This is a genomic window from Neoroseomonas terrae (genome assembly GCF_018129025.1).
Classification (GTDB): Bacteria; Pseudomonadota; Alphaproteobacteria; order Acetobacterales; family Acetobacteraceae; genus Neoroseomonas; species Neoroseomonas terrae.
This window is the reverse complement of the sequence record NZ_JAAEDI010000006.1, coordinates 40,434-54,618: the sequence shown is the minus strand read 5'-3', so window position 1 is coordinate 54,618 and position 14,185 is coordinate 40,434. Positions and strand designations below refer to the sequence as shown.

The following is a 14,185-nucleotide window of genomic DNA, read 5'->3' as shown; positions in this document are numbered from 1 at the left end:
TCCCCAAGGAGGGGGACAGCAATGCAGGTGGATATCTTCACCCAGGTCATCGTGCCTGTGGTCGGCGGCCTCGGCATCTTCATGCTGGGGCTGGAGTTCATGTCGAACGGCATCCAGGCGCTCGCCGTCGCGCGCATGCGGGACCTGCTGGCGAAGTTCGCCGGCACGCCGATCAAGGGCGTGATCGCCGGCACCTTCATCACCGGCATCATCCAATCCTCGACCGCGATGACGGTGATGACGGTCGGCCTGGTGAACGCCGGCGTGGTCGGGTTGCGACCCGCCATCAGCGTCATCATGGGCGCCAACATCGGCACGACGCTGGGCAACGGACTGATCGCGCTGCCGCTCGGGCCGCTCGGCCTGCTGCTCGGCGGCTGCTTCGCGCTGCTCTACATCTTCGCCAAGTCGGACAAGGTGAAGAACATCGCGCTGGCCTGCATGGGCTTCGCGCTGATCTTCTACGGCCTGAACCTGATGACCGGCGGCCTGCGCCCGCTGCGCAACATGCCGGAGGTGATGTCCGTCATCTCGACGCTGCGCGCCGATGATTTCGGCGGGCTGATCGCCTGCGTCGTCACCGCCGCCCTCGTCACCGCGCTGATCCATTCCTCCTCGGCCACGATCGGCATCGTCATGGGCCTGGGCTCGGCCGGCGTGCTCGACTGGCAGACGGCGGTCGCCTTCTCCCTGGGTGCCGACCTCGGCACGACCATCACCTCCTGGATGGCGTCGCTGAACCTGTCGCGCAACGCGAAGCGCGCGGCCTACGCCCACATCACCTTCAACCTGATCGGCGTGATGATCACGGTGCCGCTGTTCTTCGTCTCGATCGAAGTGCTGCGCTGGGGCATGGGCTGGTTCGGCGGCGACCCGTCGGTGCCCGTGATGATCAACGGGCGCGAGACCTATCCGCTCGTGCCGGTCGCGGTCGGCCTCTACTCGACCGTGTTCAACATCTTCAACACCGCGCTGCTTTTCCCCTTCACCGGCGTGTTCGAGCGCGTGCTGTCTCGCATCGGCCGCAACGCCGAGGAGGACATCGAGGACTATTCGACGCCGAAGCACCTGACCGCGCAGGCGCGCGAGCACCTCGGCACCGCCGTCCCGGCGATCCGCGAGGAGATCGGGCGGCACCTGCAGGCGAGTGCGCTGTACCTGCAATCCGCGCGGCGCGTGCCGACGGCACCGGGCGACCTCGACGAGCATCGCCTGGCGATCGACATCCTGAGCCGCGACATCCGCGGCTACACCGCCTCGCTGTTCGTGCCGGGACAGACGCAGCAGCAGCAGGACCTGATCGCCAGCCTGATCGAGGAGGAAGACTTCGCGTCCAGCCTCGCCGAGACGCTGCACCAGGTCGCCCGCCGCGTGCAGCGGGACGAGTTCTCGCCCGAGGCCAAGCCGCTGGTCGAGGCGGTGCTGGACGCGGTGGGGGAGGCGATGGCCTGCGTCCTGCCCGGTGCGGCCCTGCGACCGATGCCGGGCCCGCAGGTGCTGTTCGACCTGCGCGAGAAGGTGCTCGGCCTCAGCGACGCGGTGAAGCCCTTCGAGCGCGGCGCGATCCTCGCGTTGCTGGGCAGCGCCGAGCGGGCCTTCATGCTGATCGGTCGGCTGGAGGAGGAACGCCGTTCAGTGCCGCGCGCGGTGCCGATGCCGGTTGGCGCCACCGCGGGTGACGCGATCGACGGCGCCGTGGTCCCCGCGGAGTGACGCGGGCGGGGAGGGGTGTCGCCCCTCCCCATCATCCCACCGTCAGAACGGCAGGATGATATCCAGCAGTTCCTGCCCCGTCCGCGGCCGCTGCACGTCGCTGATCGTCCCGCGGCCGCCATAGGAGATACGCGCTTCCGCCAGCCGATCATGGCGGATCGTGTTGTCCGAGCCGATGTCCTGCGGGCGGATCACGCCGCCGATCGTCAGGTCACGCAGCTCGCTGTTCACCCGCATCTGCTGGCGGCCCATCAGCACCAGGTTCCCGTTCGGCAGCACCTGGGTGACCGTGGCCGCGACGCGCAGCATCACCGTCTCATTGCGCCGTATCTGCCCGTTGCCGTTCACACCGCTCGTGGAATTGGCCTCGACGAGGCGCGAGGGATCGATGCCCGCCGGAAACAGGCGCGGATAGGACGCCTGCAGGCCGAGCATCTGCGGGATGCCCATCCCTTCGCTGTTGTTGCGGCCGCGGACGGTGCTGTTCTCGAGTTCCGCCTCGTCCGCCACTGAGACCAGCACCGTCACAAGGTCGCCCACCGTCGCGGCGCGCTGGTCCCGCAGGAAGGTACGGCTGCCCGGTCGCCAAAGCGAATTGTTGGCGAGCGGCGGGTCCTGCGGGTTCGGCATCGGCATGCTGACCGGCCGCCAACGCGGGTCGGCGGTCGGATTGGTCACACTGGCCATCTCCGGCGGGTCGCCCAGCCGCGACAGCCGCTCCGCGCCGGAACAGGCCATCATGGCGAGGGGCGTCATCAGCATCAGCAGGCGGCGCATCGGGGCTATCTCCGTGCGATCTGGAGCGGTACGGCGCCGAGCAGCACGCGCACGCGGCCGGGCCCGATCGCCTCCGCTTCCACGATCGACCGGGAGACGAGGTTCATCACCGGGATGCGCTCGCCCCGCGCGGCGGCTTCCAGGGCGCGGCCCTGCGCCGTGAGTGTCAGGCCCGGTCCGTCGAGTAGCATCAGCACCATCTGGTTCTTGGCGATCACCGTGGGTGCGGTCAGATCCACCAGCACATAGGGCAGGTTGGCCGCGATCGGTCGCCGCAGCTGGCGCCCGACGACGTCCTCCGCGCGCTGGGCGGCGCCGGGTCGGACGCGCTCGGCACGCTGCCGGATCTCGCGCAGATCCTCCGGCCCGACGATGTCGCCGACGGAGAGGCGCCGCGTCGCGACCACCACGGGAACAGTCGCCAGCGCCCGGCCGGCGAGGCGCGCGCGGAAGCCCGCCATGCCTTCGGCGGCGATGACGAGCGTGGCAGCGAAGCGCCGCGTCGCGACGTCGAAATGCACCGCGTCAAGCACGGTCTGCGGCAGCACGCCGAGGGGCACCATGGGTGGGACGAAGCCCGGCAGTTCCAGCTCGGCCTCCGGGTCCATGCCGAGCCGCACCAGCTCGTCGCGCAGCAGGCTCTCGATCTCCTCGCGCGGCAACGGGCGGCCGGGGCGCTCGACAATGCTGCGCTCCTCTCCCGACAGAGGGCGCCAGGCGAGGCCGTACCGGCGCGCGATCATCGAAAGCTGCGCGGCGTCGAGCGTCATCCGGCGCCCTGGGGCTGGCGCCGCGCCGATGACGGCGGCGGATGCCTCGCCGGCATTCTCGAACAGGTCGCCCAAACGCAGCGCGGCGTCCTCGGCGACGACCAAGGGGCGCGGCGCGGGCGGGAGGCCCTGCGCCCGCGCCGGCAAGGCAGCGAGGACCAGCAGGGCGAAAGCGCGCCGGCGCATCACCGCAGCCTCGTCAGCGTGGAAAGCATCTCATCCGACGTCGTGATGACGCGGGAGTTCATCTCATAGGCGCGCTGCGCGGTGATCAGCGAAGTGATCTCCTGCACCACGTTGACGTTGGAGGTCTCGATGAAGCCCTGCATCGTCTGGCCGTAACCGACGGTGCCCGGGGCACCCTGCTGCGCCTCACCCGAGGACGGGGTGGACAGGAACAGGTTGTCGCCGATCGCCTCCAGCCCGCCCTCGTTGGTGAAGATGGCGAGCTGGATCTGGCCCACATTCTGCGGCTGGACCTGGCCGTCGATCTTCGCCAGCACCTCGCCATTCGCGTTGATCGTCACGTCGCGGGCATTGGCCGGGATGGTGATGCCCGGCTGCACGATGAAGCCTTCCGCCGTGACGATGGTGCCCTCGGCCGACAGCCCGAAGGTGCCGTCGCGGGTATAGGCTGTCTCGCCGGTCGGCAGCTGGATCTGGAAGTAGCCGTTGCCACGGATGGCGAGGTCGAAGCGGTTCTCGGTCTGCGCCAGGTTGCCCTGTTCGCTGATGCGATAGACGGCGGCTGTGCGTACGCCGAGCCCGATCTGCGCGCCCGAAGGCAACGTCGTGCCGGTATCGGCCGATTGGGAGCCGGTCCGCCGAAGGTTCTGGTAGATCAGATCCTGGAATTCCGCCCGCCGGCGCTTGAAGCCGGTGGTCGAGATGTTCGCGATGTTGTTCGAGATGACTTCGACGTTGTTCTGCTGGGCCTGCATGCCCGTGGCGGCGATGGTCAGCGATCGCATCGGCGGTTTTCCTTACGAGCGGCGGCGCAGGATGCGCTCGACGGCGGTGGACAGGCGCTCGCCCTCGCGTTCGGCGAATTGGGCGGCGAACTGGAACTCACGCAGCTCGGTGGTGAGCCGCGTCATCTCGGCGATTGGGCGGACATTGCTGCCTTCCAGCGCGCCCTGGACCACGCTGGGGCGTTCGACGGGCTGCGGTGGCTCGCCGGCGGCGTCGAACAGCCGGTCGCCCTCGGCGCGCAGCGTCTGCGGATTGGCGAAGGTGACGACGCGCAATCGGCCGAGCGCTCCGTTCTCGCTGCGCACCGTGCCGTCGCCCTGGATGACGATGCGCGTGTCGTTGGGGGCGACGGCGATGGGGCCGCCCTCGGCGCCCATCACGGCGTTGCCCTCCATGTCGACGATCCGGCCGCCATCGCCGATTGAAAATCGCCCGGCGCGGGTGAAGCGCTCGCCGCGCGCCGTCTCGACGGCGAAGAAGCCATCCCCGGCCAGTGCGACGTCGAGCGGGTTGCCGGTGGTCTGCACCGGGCCGTTCTCCATCTCCCGCCATGTAGCGCGGTCCTGCACATACGCGACCGGGCGGCCGCCGGGCGGCGCCATGTCCTGCCGCGCGACGAAGTCGGTGAAGACCGGCCGCTGCGCACGAAAGCCCGGCGTATCGGCATTGGCGACGTTGTGCGCCAGCACCTCGGTGGCGCGCGACTGGAGCGTGAGGCGCGAAAGGATGATGTAGCCGGGACTGTCCATGAAGCCGCCGGGGCAACCGGCGTGCCAGCCCGCGACAGGGGCTTGGCCGGCATTTGCTGCCGGGGCGCGGCAAGCCCGACCTGCCCCCGGCACCGAGCGGCTCGCCCGCAAGCCTTCCTTAACGGCGCCTGTGGATGCTGCCCGGAGTGCAGGAGGCATGGCATGGCGGCGGCGTCAGCCGAGGGGACAGCGGGGAAGGGGGGAAGCGGGGGCAGGAAGAAGCTCGTCCTGGTCGCTGCGCCCGCGCTTCTGGCGGCGATTGGCGCAGGGCTCTGGTTCACCGGCATCCTGCCGCCGCTGCTCGGCCTGGGCCACGCGCCGGCCGCGGACGCGACCGCGCCGCAGGCCGAGGCGCCGCGCCCGCCCGCCTTCTTCGACATGCCCGAGATCATCGCCAACCTGAACGCGCCGGGCCGACGGTCCGTCTACGTGAAGCTACGCAGCAAGCTCGAGATCGCCCGCGCCGAGGACGCCGCCGCGATCCAGCTTGCCATGCCGCGGCTGCTCGACCTGTTCCAGACCCATCTCCGCGAAATGCGGCCCGAGGAGCTGCGCGGCTCGACGGGTACCCAGCGGCTGCGCGAGGAACTGGTCGCCCGCGCCAACATCGCCGTGGCCCCGCCGGCAGGCAGCAGCCAGCCCGCACCACGCGTCACCGACGTCCTGTTCCTGGAGATGCTGGTGCAATGAGCGGGCAGTCCGAGGAGGATCTCGCCGCAGCCTGGGGCGCGGCGCTGGACGAGGAAGGCGGAGACCAGCACACGCCCGACGCGGCGCGTGTGCTGAACCAGGCCGAGATCGACAGCCTGCTCGGCTTCGACAGCAAGGGCGGCGAGGCCGGCGAGGAGAGCGGCATCCAGAGGATCATCTCCTCCGGGCTGGTGTCCTATGAACGCCTGCCCATGCTGGAGATCGTCTTCGACCGTATGGTGCGGCTGATGTCGACGACGCTGCGCAACTTCACCTCGGACAATGTCGAGGTGTCGATCGACGGCATCGTATCGCTGCGCTTCGCGGACTACCTCAATTCCATCCCGTTGCCGGCGATGCTCGGCGTAACCCGCGCCGAGCAATGGGACAATTACGGCCTCGTCGTCGTCGATTCCGCGCTGATCTACTCCGTGGTGGACGTGCTGCTGGGCGGACGGCGCGGGACTGCGGCGATGCGCATCGAGGGCCGCCCCTACACCACCATCGAGCGCACCCTGGTCGAACGACTGATCGGCGTGGTGCTGGAAGACCTGACGGCGGCGTTCGAGCCGCTGTGTCCCGTCGTCTTCGGCTTCGACCGGCTGGAGGTGAACCCGCGCTTCGCCGCCATCTCCCGCCCGTCCAATGCCTGCGTGCTGGTGCGGCTGCGCGTGGACATGGAGGACCGTGGCGGAAAGCTCGAGTTGCTGCTGCCCTACGCCACGCTGGAACCGGTGCGCGAGCTGCTGCTGCAGCAGTTCATGGGCGAGAAGTTCGGCCGCGATTCCATTTGGGAAACTCACCTCGCCGAGGAACTGCGGTCCACCGAGGTCACGCTCGACGTCGTGCTGGACGAACAGATCGTGCCGCTGTCCTCCGTCGTCGGGCTGAAGGTCGGCGACCGCATCGCCCTCGGCGTCGCACCGGGCGCACCGGTACGGCTGCGCTGCGGGGAGGTCGCGCTGTTCGAGGCCGAGCTCGGCCGGCAGGAGCAGCGTCTCGCGGTGCGCATATCACGCGAGTTGGAACGTGCCAGGGGTGCTGTGGGGGCAGGGGCATGAGCTGGCTCGAATGGGGACTGCAACTTCTTCTGCTGGCGATGCTGGGTGCGGCGATTCCCTTTGCGCTGCGGCTGGAACGGGCGTTGCGCGAGATCCGGCGCGACCGGGCGGCGATGGACGGCAGCGCGCAGGGTCTGGGCGAGGCCGCCCGAATGGCGGAGGCCGCCATGGTGCGGCTGCGCGCCTCGGCGGAACTCGCGGGGCGGCAGGTGGCGGAGAAGCTCGCGACGGCCGAGCCGCTGCGCGACGACCTGCGCTACCTCATCGAGCGCGCCGAGACGCTGGCCGACCGGCTCGAGGGGCTGGTGCGCAACGGCCGCCCGCTGGTGCAGGAGGCACCGCGCGCGCCCGAGCCCGCGTCCTTGCAGAGCCAGGCCGAGCGCGACCTTCTGCGCGCCATCACCCTGGGCGCACGGGGCGCGCGCTGATGCGCCCGCCGCGCCTGCTGCCGGCGGTGATTCTCGCCATGGGCGGGCTGTTCCTGGTGAAGGCGGAGGCATTGCTTGCCATCCCGCCGGCGCCGGCGCTGACCGTCGTCTCGGCCGCGCGGGCGGCGGATCCGGCGCCGGCAGCGGCCGTTCGGCCACCGGTGCCGCCGCCGGCACCCGTGGTGCCCGCCGCAGCGCCCGATCCCGCCGCGCTGGCGGAACGCGCGCTGCTGGAACAGCTTCGCGCCCGCCGTGCCGATATTGAGGCGCGCGAACAGGCGGTCGCTGCGCAGGAAGTGATGCTCCAGGCTACCGAAGCGCGGCTGACCCGCCGCGTCGAGGAATTGACCGCGATGCGCCAGCGCCTCGAGGCGCTCGACCAAGCGCGCGGTGAGAGGGAGGAGGCCGGGTGGCGCGGCCTCGTCCGCACCTATGAGGCGATGCGCCCGCGCGACGCGGCGACGATCTTCGACGAGCTCGACGTCCCGGTGCTGGTCGAGATCCTCGACCGGATGAACGACCGCAAGGCCGCGCCGGTGATCGGCGCCATGCGCCCGGATCGCGCGCGGATGGCGACGGCGGAACTGGCGCGCCACCGCGCGCGTCGCACATCCGCGGACTGAACGGACCCCAAGGCAGGAGGCAAGACCCGACCGATGGACAGGAACACCAACGTCCTGATCGTTGACGACTACAGGACCATGCTACGCATCATCCGCAACCTGCTGAAGCAGCTTGACTTCAACAACGTGGACGAAGCGACGGACGGGCAGGAGGCGCTCGCGAAGCTGCGCGCCGGCAATTTCGGCCTGGTCATCAGCGACTGGAACATGGCGCCGATGACGGGGCTGGATCTGCTGAAGGAGGTCCGGGCTGACCAGCGGCTCAAGAACCTTCCTTTCATCATGATCACGGCCGAGAGCAAGACGGAGAACGTGGTCGCCGCGAAGCAGGCGGGCGTCTCCAACTACATCGTGAAGCCCTTCAACGCCGAGACGCTGAAGGAGAAGATCGAGAAGGTGGCGGTCCATGCCTGACGGGAACCCCATCAACCCGGAGGATGACCGGATCGAGGCGGCGGTCCGCGCCGTGCTCGGTTCCATGGCGGGCGACCTGACAGCGCGCGAGGCCGCGCTGCTGGCCGAGCTCGAAGCGCTCGGCCGCACCATCGCCCGCGCCAAGGCCGAGATCGCCGCGCTGTCGGTGGACGACATCACTGGCGCCCATATTCCCTCCGCGACCGATGAGTTGGACGCGATCGTCGGCCATACCGCTGAAGCCACGAACGAAATCCTCGATTGCTGCGAAGTGCTCGAACGCCTGCAATCGGAGGTACCCGAGGCGGCGGCGGCCGCGCTGCAGGGCGCGGTGACGCGCATCTACGAGGCGTGTTCCTTCCAGGACATCACCGGCCAGCGCATCTCGAAGGTCGTGTCGGCGCTGAAGGCCATCGAATCCCGTGTCGAGGCGGCGGTCGCCAATGCCGCGGGGCGGCCCGTTGCGTCGGCACCGGCCGCGGCACCGCGCACCGAGGGGCAGGAACTTGCCCAAGGGCCGCAATTGCCGGGCGGCGGAACGTCCCAGGCCGAGATCGACCGGCTTCTCGCGAGCTTCGACTGATGCGCCTGCCGGCGCTGCTGCTGGTCGCGGTTCTTGCCGCCGCTGCGCCGGCGCGTGGCGAAGGGCCGGTATCCGTCCCGATGCGGGTCGGTACGCATCCGGACCTCGGCCGCGTGGTCTTCGACTGGCCTCGTCGCGTCGGCTATGCCGTGGAAGAAGAGGCAGGCCGCGTCGTAATCCGCTTCGCCGAGCCGGCGCGGATCGACCTTGCCGCCGCCCGCCGTCCGCCGCGCAACGTGCTGACCATCGGGCAGGATGGCGATGCGGTCGCGATGCGCATCACGCCCGGTGCGCGGCTGCGGCATTTCCGCCTCGGCAATCGCATCGTGATCGATCTGCGCGATCCAGCCGCCGCGCAGCCATCGGCGCAACGGCCGCCGGAACGCGCCGCAGCGCCGTCAACGGGCGTAGCGAGGCCTTCGGCCGAACCATCCGCGCCACGGGTGCCGACGCCCGCAACTCCGACGCCGGAACGTCCGGCGGCGCTTCCGCAGGCCGCCCCCGCCGCGGTGCGCGCACTGTCTGAACCATCGGCGCTGACAGCCCCGCCGCGCCCTGCCGCGCCGGTCGCTGCACCCATCCCGGCCGCCCCGGCACCCAACCCATCTCCCGCCTTGCAGCAGGACATCGCCGCCAGCCTGCCCGCTCCCGGCACGACGCGCTTCCGGCTGGTGCATGGTGCGCCCGGCATCGTCTTCGATGCGGGCGCCGACGCCGCCATTGCGATGTTCCGTCGGGGCGATCGTGTTCATCTGGTTGTCGACCGTGCCATCACGCCGGACCTTGCGGCGCTGCACGGCCATCCGGTCTTCGGCCGGCTCGAGAGCCAGCCCGCCGGTGACGCGACCGTCTTCAGCCTGGCGCTGCCTGCGCCCGCGCGCCTCGCCGCGCGGCGCGACGGAACTTCCTGGGTCATCGAGGCGACGCGCCACGCCGTACCGGCTGACGCACCGGTGCTGCGTGCGGCCGCCGACGCAGGCCCGCCGGCGCGCCTGCTGTTCACAGGGGGGAACCCAGGCCAAACCGTGGCCATCGCCGATCCCGCCACGGGCGAGACACTGCTGGTCGGCACCCTTCGCCAGCCTGGTCCGGCGGTCCTGTTCGCGCGCCGCCTGCCGGAGTTCGATCTCCTGCCGACCATGCTCGGCGCCGCGATCGTGGCGCGGTCGGACCGGCTGCGGCTGCGCGCCCTCGCGGCGGATCGTCTCGTGCTCGAGGCTGCGGCCGGCGCCCCGCTCGGCCTCGGCATGCAGCCGGGCGACGAGCCGCCACCTGCCGCGATCGCCATGAGTCGCCTGCTCGAACTGCCGGCCGGTCCCGTGCCGATGCTGCTCGAACGGTTGCGCGCGGTCCTGTCCTCGGTAAACGCTACGCCTCCGCTGACGCGCGGCCGGTTCCGGCGCGACGCGGCGGAGACGCTGCTCGCCCTCGGCATGCCGCAGGAAGCGCAGGCGATGGCCGCCATCGCCTTCCAGGAGGACCCTCGATCGCGGGAGGATCCACGCCTGCTGCTCGCCCACGGTATCGCGGCGCTGCTCTCCGGCCGGCCCGGCGATGCGCAGGGCATCGAGGATCCGCGCCTGCCGCTGCGGGATGAGGTGACGCTGTGGCGCGCGCTGCGCGCCCTGTCGCACGGTCAGGGCACCGCGGCGGCGTTGCGCGGCTCCGCGCCGCTCCTGCTCGGCTACCCCGAGGCGCTGCGCGCCCGCACCCTACCCCTGGCGATCGAGGCTCTGGCCAGCGGCGGGGAGCCTGCCGCCGCCGCCTCGCTGCTCGCTGCGGCCGTTGACATGCCTGGGCTCGATACCGCGCGCGCCATGCTCGCCGAGGCCGAGGGGCGGGCCACGGAGGCGATCGTGATCCTTGAGCGGCTCGCTACGGGGCGGGACCGACGCCAACGCGCCATCGCGGTACGCCGCTTGGCCGAGCTACGGCTCACCGCGGGCACAATCGACGGTGCGGGTGCTGCCGATGCGCTGGAGCAATCACTCTATGCATGGCGCGGCGGCGATGAGGAGGTGGCGCTCCGCCGCCGCATCGCCGCGCTGCGCATCGCAGCGGGGCAGGGACAACAGGCCTTTGCGCTGCTCGACGAAACGCGCCGGCTATTCCCCGATCACGCTGCCGGGCTGGGCGCCCCGTTGCAGGAGGCCTTCCTGGGCGCGCTCGAAACGGCGCCGCCGCTCGCCGCTGCCACGCTGTTCGATGCGAACCCGGACTTGTTGCCCGCCGGCGCGCGCGGGGAAGCGGCAGTGCGCGTCCTTGCCGAGCGGGTCGCGGCTCTCGACCTGCCCGATCGTGCCGCGGCGTTGCTTCGCCGCGCGATGGAGGCGACCGAGCATGGCCCGACCCGTGCCGCGATTGGCGAGCGCCTTGGTGTGATGCGCGCGGCCGGTGGTGATGCGGCCGGCACCATAGCCGCGCTCGATGCCAGCGAATCGACAGAGATCGACAGCGCGCTTGCTGCGCGCCGCACCATCCTCCGCGCCCGCGCGATGGCACGCAGCGGCGCGCGGGACGATGCCGACACGCTGCTCGTCGGCCTTGGCCCGGCCGGTGCTGCCGCCCGCGCCGAGTTCCGCGCCGAGATACAGGACTGGCCCGGCGCCGCCGCCTCGATGGCCGAACATCTGGCCGCGACCTTACCGCCGCCCAGCGCGCCGCTCACGCAGGAGCACCGTTCCGCAATCGCACGCCAAGCCGCCTATCTCGCCCTGGCCGGCGATGAAGCAGGGCTTGCAACGCTGCGCAGCGCGCAGGGGGGGCGCATGGAAGGTGGCGCATTGGCCGAAGCCTTCGGCGTGCTGACCGCCGACCCGGTGCGCGGCGTCGAAGACCTTCCGAGACTGCAACGGGACCTCGGGTTGGCGCGCCTGTTGCCGACGCGGCTGGAGGCCTTGCGGGCAGGATCGCAGGTAACGCGCTGAGATGCGCGTCCCCCGGGGGGGACATCTGCAATTCTTCCGGTCCACGCGCCGTATTTTCACTTGCGCCCCCGGACCCCTTGCCCCATATCGCGCGGCCGTTGACCCAAATGATCGGACTTCCCCGATCGCCCTGGTCATCTGCTGGCTGGAAGGAGCCCTTAACATGGATGCTCTCGTCCAACCGGGGATGGTCTCGGATTTGCCGAGCGACACCCGGAACACTGACGAAGACCGCTCGGTGACTCCCGAGAAGGACTATTTCATTGCGCGCAACGGCATCCGTTATGCCGGCACGCATCTGATCATCGACCTGTGGGGGGCGACGAATCTCGACGACCCAGACCACATCGACGCGACGCTGCGTGAGGCTGCGCTGGCGACGGGTGCCACGATTCTGCACGGGCATTTCCATCACTTCTCGCCGAATGGCGGGGTGTCGGGGGTGCTGGTGCTGGCCGAGAGCCACGTCTCGATTCACTCCTGGCCGGAGCGGGACTATGCCGCGCTCGACATCTTCGTCTGCGGCGAATGCGACCCGTACAAGGCGATCCCGGCGCTGAAGCGCGGCTTCCTGCCGGAGCGCGTGCAGCTGTCCGAGCACAAGCGCGGCCTGATCGGCTGACGCTTCCGGCACAGCCGATCTGATACGGGGCCGGGCGGCAGCGTCCGGCCCCTTTGCTTTACCAGCACGGGGAATGCCCGCCATGGCCTACGACCTCTGGGTGAATGAGACGCTGTACGAGGCCTGGGGCCAGCGCTTCCGGGTGAAGCGCGAACTCGCCCGCGTGACGTCCGCGTTTCAGGACATCATGATCTTCGAGAGCGAGACGCATGGCCGTGTCATGATGCTCGACGGCGTGGTGCAGATCACGGAAGCGGATGAGTTCTCCTACCAGGAGATGATCGCCCATGTGCCGCTGCTGGCGCATGGCGATGCGAAGAATGTCCTGATCATCGGCGCAGGCGATGGCGGCGTGCTGCGCCGCGTGCTGCAGCACCGGAATGTCGAGCGCGCCGTCATGGTCGAGATCGACGGGGAGGTGATTCGCCTCGCGAAGGAGTTCCTGCCCGGCATCGCAGGAGACGCCTGGAACGATCCGCGCGCCGAGGTCCTCGTCGCCGACGGCATCGACTACGTGCGGAACGCGCCGGATGCATCCTTCGATGTCGTGATCGTCGACAGCACCGACCCGATCGGCGTGGGGGAGGTGCTGTTCACCGATGAATTCTACGCGAACTGCGCGCGGCTGCTGACGGCGCGCGGCCTGGTGGTGAATCAGTGCGGCGTGCCGCAGATGCAGGCGGATGAACTGCGCGAGACCTCGATCCGCCGTGGGAAGGTGTTTCCCGATATCTGGGCCTATGTCGCCGCCGTGCCGACCTATGTCGGCGGCTTCATGACGCTCGGCTGGGCCGGCAAGGACGCCGGCTGCCGCGCCGTGCCGCCCGCTGAGATCCGCCGCCGTGCCGAGGCCGCCGGCATCCTCGGCACCACGCGCTACTGGACGCCGGAAATTCATGCCGGCGCCTTCCACCTGCCGCCCTACATCGCGGAACACCTGCCGCCGCGGCGCTGACAGCCGCTGCCGGGCCGCGCCGCCACGGTCGCGGTCCGCTGCTATGTCGCTGCGAAGCCCTGCACGAGCGATGCCGCGACAAGCCGCCAGCCGTCGACCAACACGAAGAAGATCAGCTTGAACGGCAGCGCCACGACCGAAGGCGGAAGCATCATCATGCCGAGCGACATGAGGACGGAGGCCACCACCATGTCGATGACGAGGAACGGCAGGAACAGCAGGAAGCCGATTTCGAACGCCCGGCGCAACTCGCTGACCATGAAAGCCGGTACGAGGGCGCGGTAGGGCGCCGCCTCCGCGCTCGCGGGCTGCGGCAGGTTGGCGAGTTCGATGAAGTGGCTGAGGTCGTCTTCCCGCACATGCGCCGCCATGAAGCGGCCGAACGGTTCGGCGGCAGCTTCGAGGCCGGCGATCTCACCGATGCGTCCTTCGGTCATCGGCACGATCCCCTGGGTCCAGGATGCCTCGAAGACCGGTTGCATGACGAAGAAGGTGAGGAACAGCGCGAGCCCGACCAGCACGGGATTCGGTGGGACGCCCTGTGCCCCGATCGCACTGCGCAGCAGGGCCAGCACGATGATGATGCGCGCGAAGGCCGTCGCCATCACGAGAAGCGATGGCGCCAGGGACAGCAACCCGATCAGCGCGGTGAGCTGAACCAGCCGCGCCGTCGCACCCGGCTGGCCGGCCTGCCCGAGATCGATGGCAACGGATTGCGCGGCGGCGGTCGCGGGGCAGAGCAGCAGGAGCAGCGCGAGGAGTCGGAGGGGCCTTGCCCCTCCAAGCCACCCCACCAAAGGCCGAAGGGCCTTTGGAAACCTCAACCTGCGACAGAGCGCGTCGGTGGCGCGCAACACTCCAAGCGTGCTTCGTGCGCCGGAGTGCGTTTCGGCATTCCTGC

Annotated in this window: 15 protein-coding genes; 10 read left to right on the top strand and 5 right to left on the bottom strand. The window is 70.1% G+C overall.

The features are described from left to right. The first annotated feature begins 21 nt into the window (after positions 1–21). Positions 22–1,713 carry a Na/Pi cotransporter family protein gene (locus GXW78_RS06705; protein ID WP_211867236.1) on the top strand — a complete coding sequence of 564 codons (1,692 nt, stop codon included), beginning with the start codon at positions 22–24 and terminating at the stop codon, positions 1,711–1,713. 42 nt (positions 1,714–1,755) lie between these two features. On the opposite strand, the gene flgH is transcribed toward GXW78_RS06705, so the two are convergent. From flgH to flgF, 4 genes are read right to left on the bottom strand one after another with little or no spacing between them, the layout of a single operon-like run. Continuing rightward, positions 1,756–2,490, bottom strand: coding sequence for a flagellar basal body L-ring protein FlgH (gene flgH / locus GXW78_RS06700; protein ID WP_211867234.1), 735 nt, complete (start codon positions 2,488–2,490; stop codon positions 1,756–1,758). 5 nt (positions 2,491–2,495) lie between these two features. Further along, a complete protein-coding gene (gene flgA, locus GXW78_RS06695) occupies positions 2,496–3,446 on the bottom strand; it encodes a flagellar basal body P-ring formation chaperone FlgA (protein ID WP_211867232.1) in 951 nt (316 codons plus the stop codon). Beyond that, entirely contained in the window at positions 3,446–4,231 is a 786-nt protein-coding gene (flgG, locus tag GXW78_RS06690) for a flagellar basal-body rod protein FlgG (RefSeq protein WP_211867230.1), read from the bottom strand. The genes flgA and flgG overlap by 1 nt, the downstream gene beginning before the upstream one ends. Before the next feature lie 12 nt (positions 4,232–4,243). Beyond that, entirely contained in the window at positions 4,244–4,981 is a 738-nt protein-coding gene (gene flgF, locus GXW78_RS06685; protein WP_211867228.1) for a flagellar basal-body rod protein FlgF, read from the bottom strand. Between the two features lie 162 nt (positions 4,982–5,143). Between flgF and GXW78_RS06680 the strand changes: the two genes are divergently transcribed. The 9 genes from GXW78_RS06680 to speE all read left to right on the top strand — a co-directional run bounded on the left by GXW78_RS06680 (position 5,144) and on the right by speE (position 13,284). Beyond that, positions 5,144–5,671 carry a flagellar basal body-associated FliL family protein gene (locus GXW78_RS06680; protein WP_211867226.1) on the top strand — a complete coding sequence of 176 codons (528 nt, stop codon included), beginning with the start codon at positions 5,144–5,146 and terminating at the stop codon, positions 5,669–5,671. Further along, positions 5,668–6,732, top strand: coding sequence for a flagellar motor switch protein FliM (gene fliM / locus GXW78_RS06675; RefSeq protein WP_211867223.1), 1,065 nt, complete (start codon positions 5,668–5,670; stop codon positions 6,730–6,732). Before GXW78_RS06680 ends, fliM begins: the two co-directional genes overlap by 4 nt. Further along, a complete protein-coding gene (locus tag GXW78_RS06670) occupies positions 6,729–7,160 on the top strand; it encodes a DUF6468 domain-containing protein (RefSeq protein WP_211867221.1) in 432 nt (143 codons plus the stop codon). Before fliM ends, GXW78_RS06670 begins: the two co-directional genes overlap by 4 nt. Continuing rightward, positions 7,160–7,783 (top strand): MotE family protein, encoded by a 624-nt coding sequence (locus tag GXW78_RS06665; protein WP_211867219.1) that lies wholly within the window; start codon positions 7,160–7,162, stop codon positions 7,781–7,783. Before GXW78_RS06670 ends, GXW78_RS06665 begins: the two co-directional genes overlap by 1 nt. 33 nt (positions 7,784–7,816) lie before the next feature. Next, positions 7,817–8,197 carry a chemotaxis response regulator CheY gene (locus tag GXW78_RS06660; RefSeq protein ID WP_211867217.1) on the top strand — a complete coding sequence of 127 codons (381 nt, stop codon included), beginning with the start codon at positions 7,817–7,819 and terminating at the stop codon, positions 8,195–8,197. Further along, positions 8,190–8,780, top strand: a complete 591-nt coding sequence (locus tag GXW78_RS06655) for a protein phosphatase CheZ (protein ID WP_211867215.1) — start codon at positions 8,190–8,192, stop codon at positions 8,778–8,780. Before GXW78_RS06660 ends, GXW78_RS06655 begins: the two co-directional genes overlap by 8 nt. After that, complete coding sequence (locus GXW78_RS06650) at positions 8,780–11,707, top strand: hypothetical protein (protein ID WP_211867213.1); 2,928 nt, start codon at positions 8,780–8,782, stop codon at positions 11,705–11,707. The genes GXW78_RS06655 and GXW78_RS06650 overlap by 1 nt, the downstream gene beginning before the upstream one ends. Positions 11,708–11,870: 163 nt before the next feature. Then, on the top strand, positions 11,871–12,329 hold the full coding sequence (gene speD, locus GXW78_RS06645) for an adenosylmethionine decarboxylase (protein WP_211867211.1): 459 nt from the start codon (positions 11,871–11,873) through the stop codon (positions 12,327–12,329). A gap of 82 nt (positions 12,330–12,411) precedes the next feature. Then, positions 12,412–13,284 (top strand): polyamine aminopropyltransferase, encoded by an 873-nt coding sequence (gene speE, locus GXW78_RS06640; protein ID WP_211867209.1) that lies wholly within the window; start codon positions 12,412–12,414, stop codon positions 13,282–13,284. 41 nt (positions 13,285–13,325) lie between these two features. Here the strand turns inward: speE and fliP are convergent, their stop codons facing one another. After that, positions 13,326–14,078, bottom strand: coding sequence for a flagellar type III secretion system pore protein FliP (fliP, locus tag GXW78_RS06635; protein ID WP_211867207.1), 753 nt, complete (start codon positions 14,076–14,078; stop codon positions 13,326–13,328). Positions 14,079–14,185 lie beyond the last annotated feature (107 nt).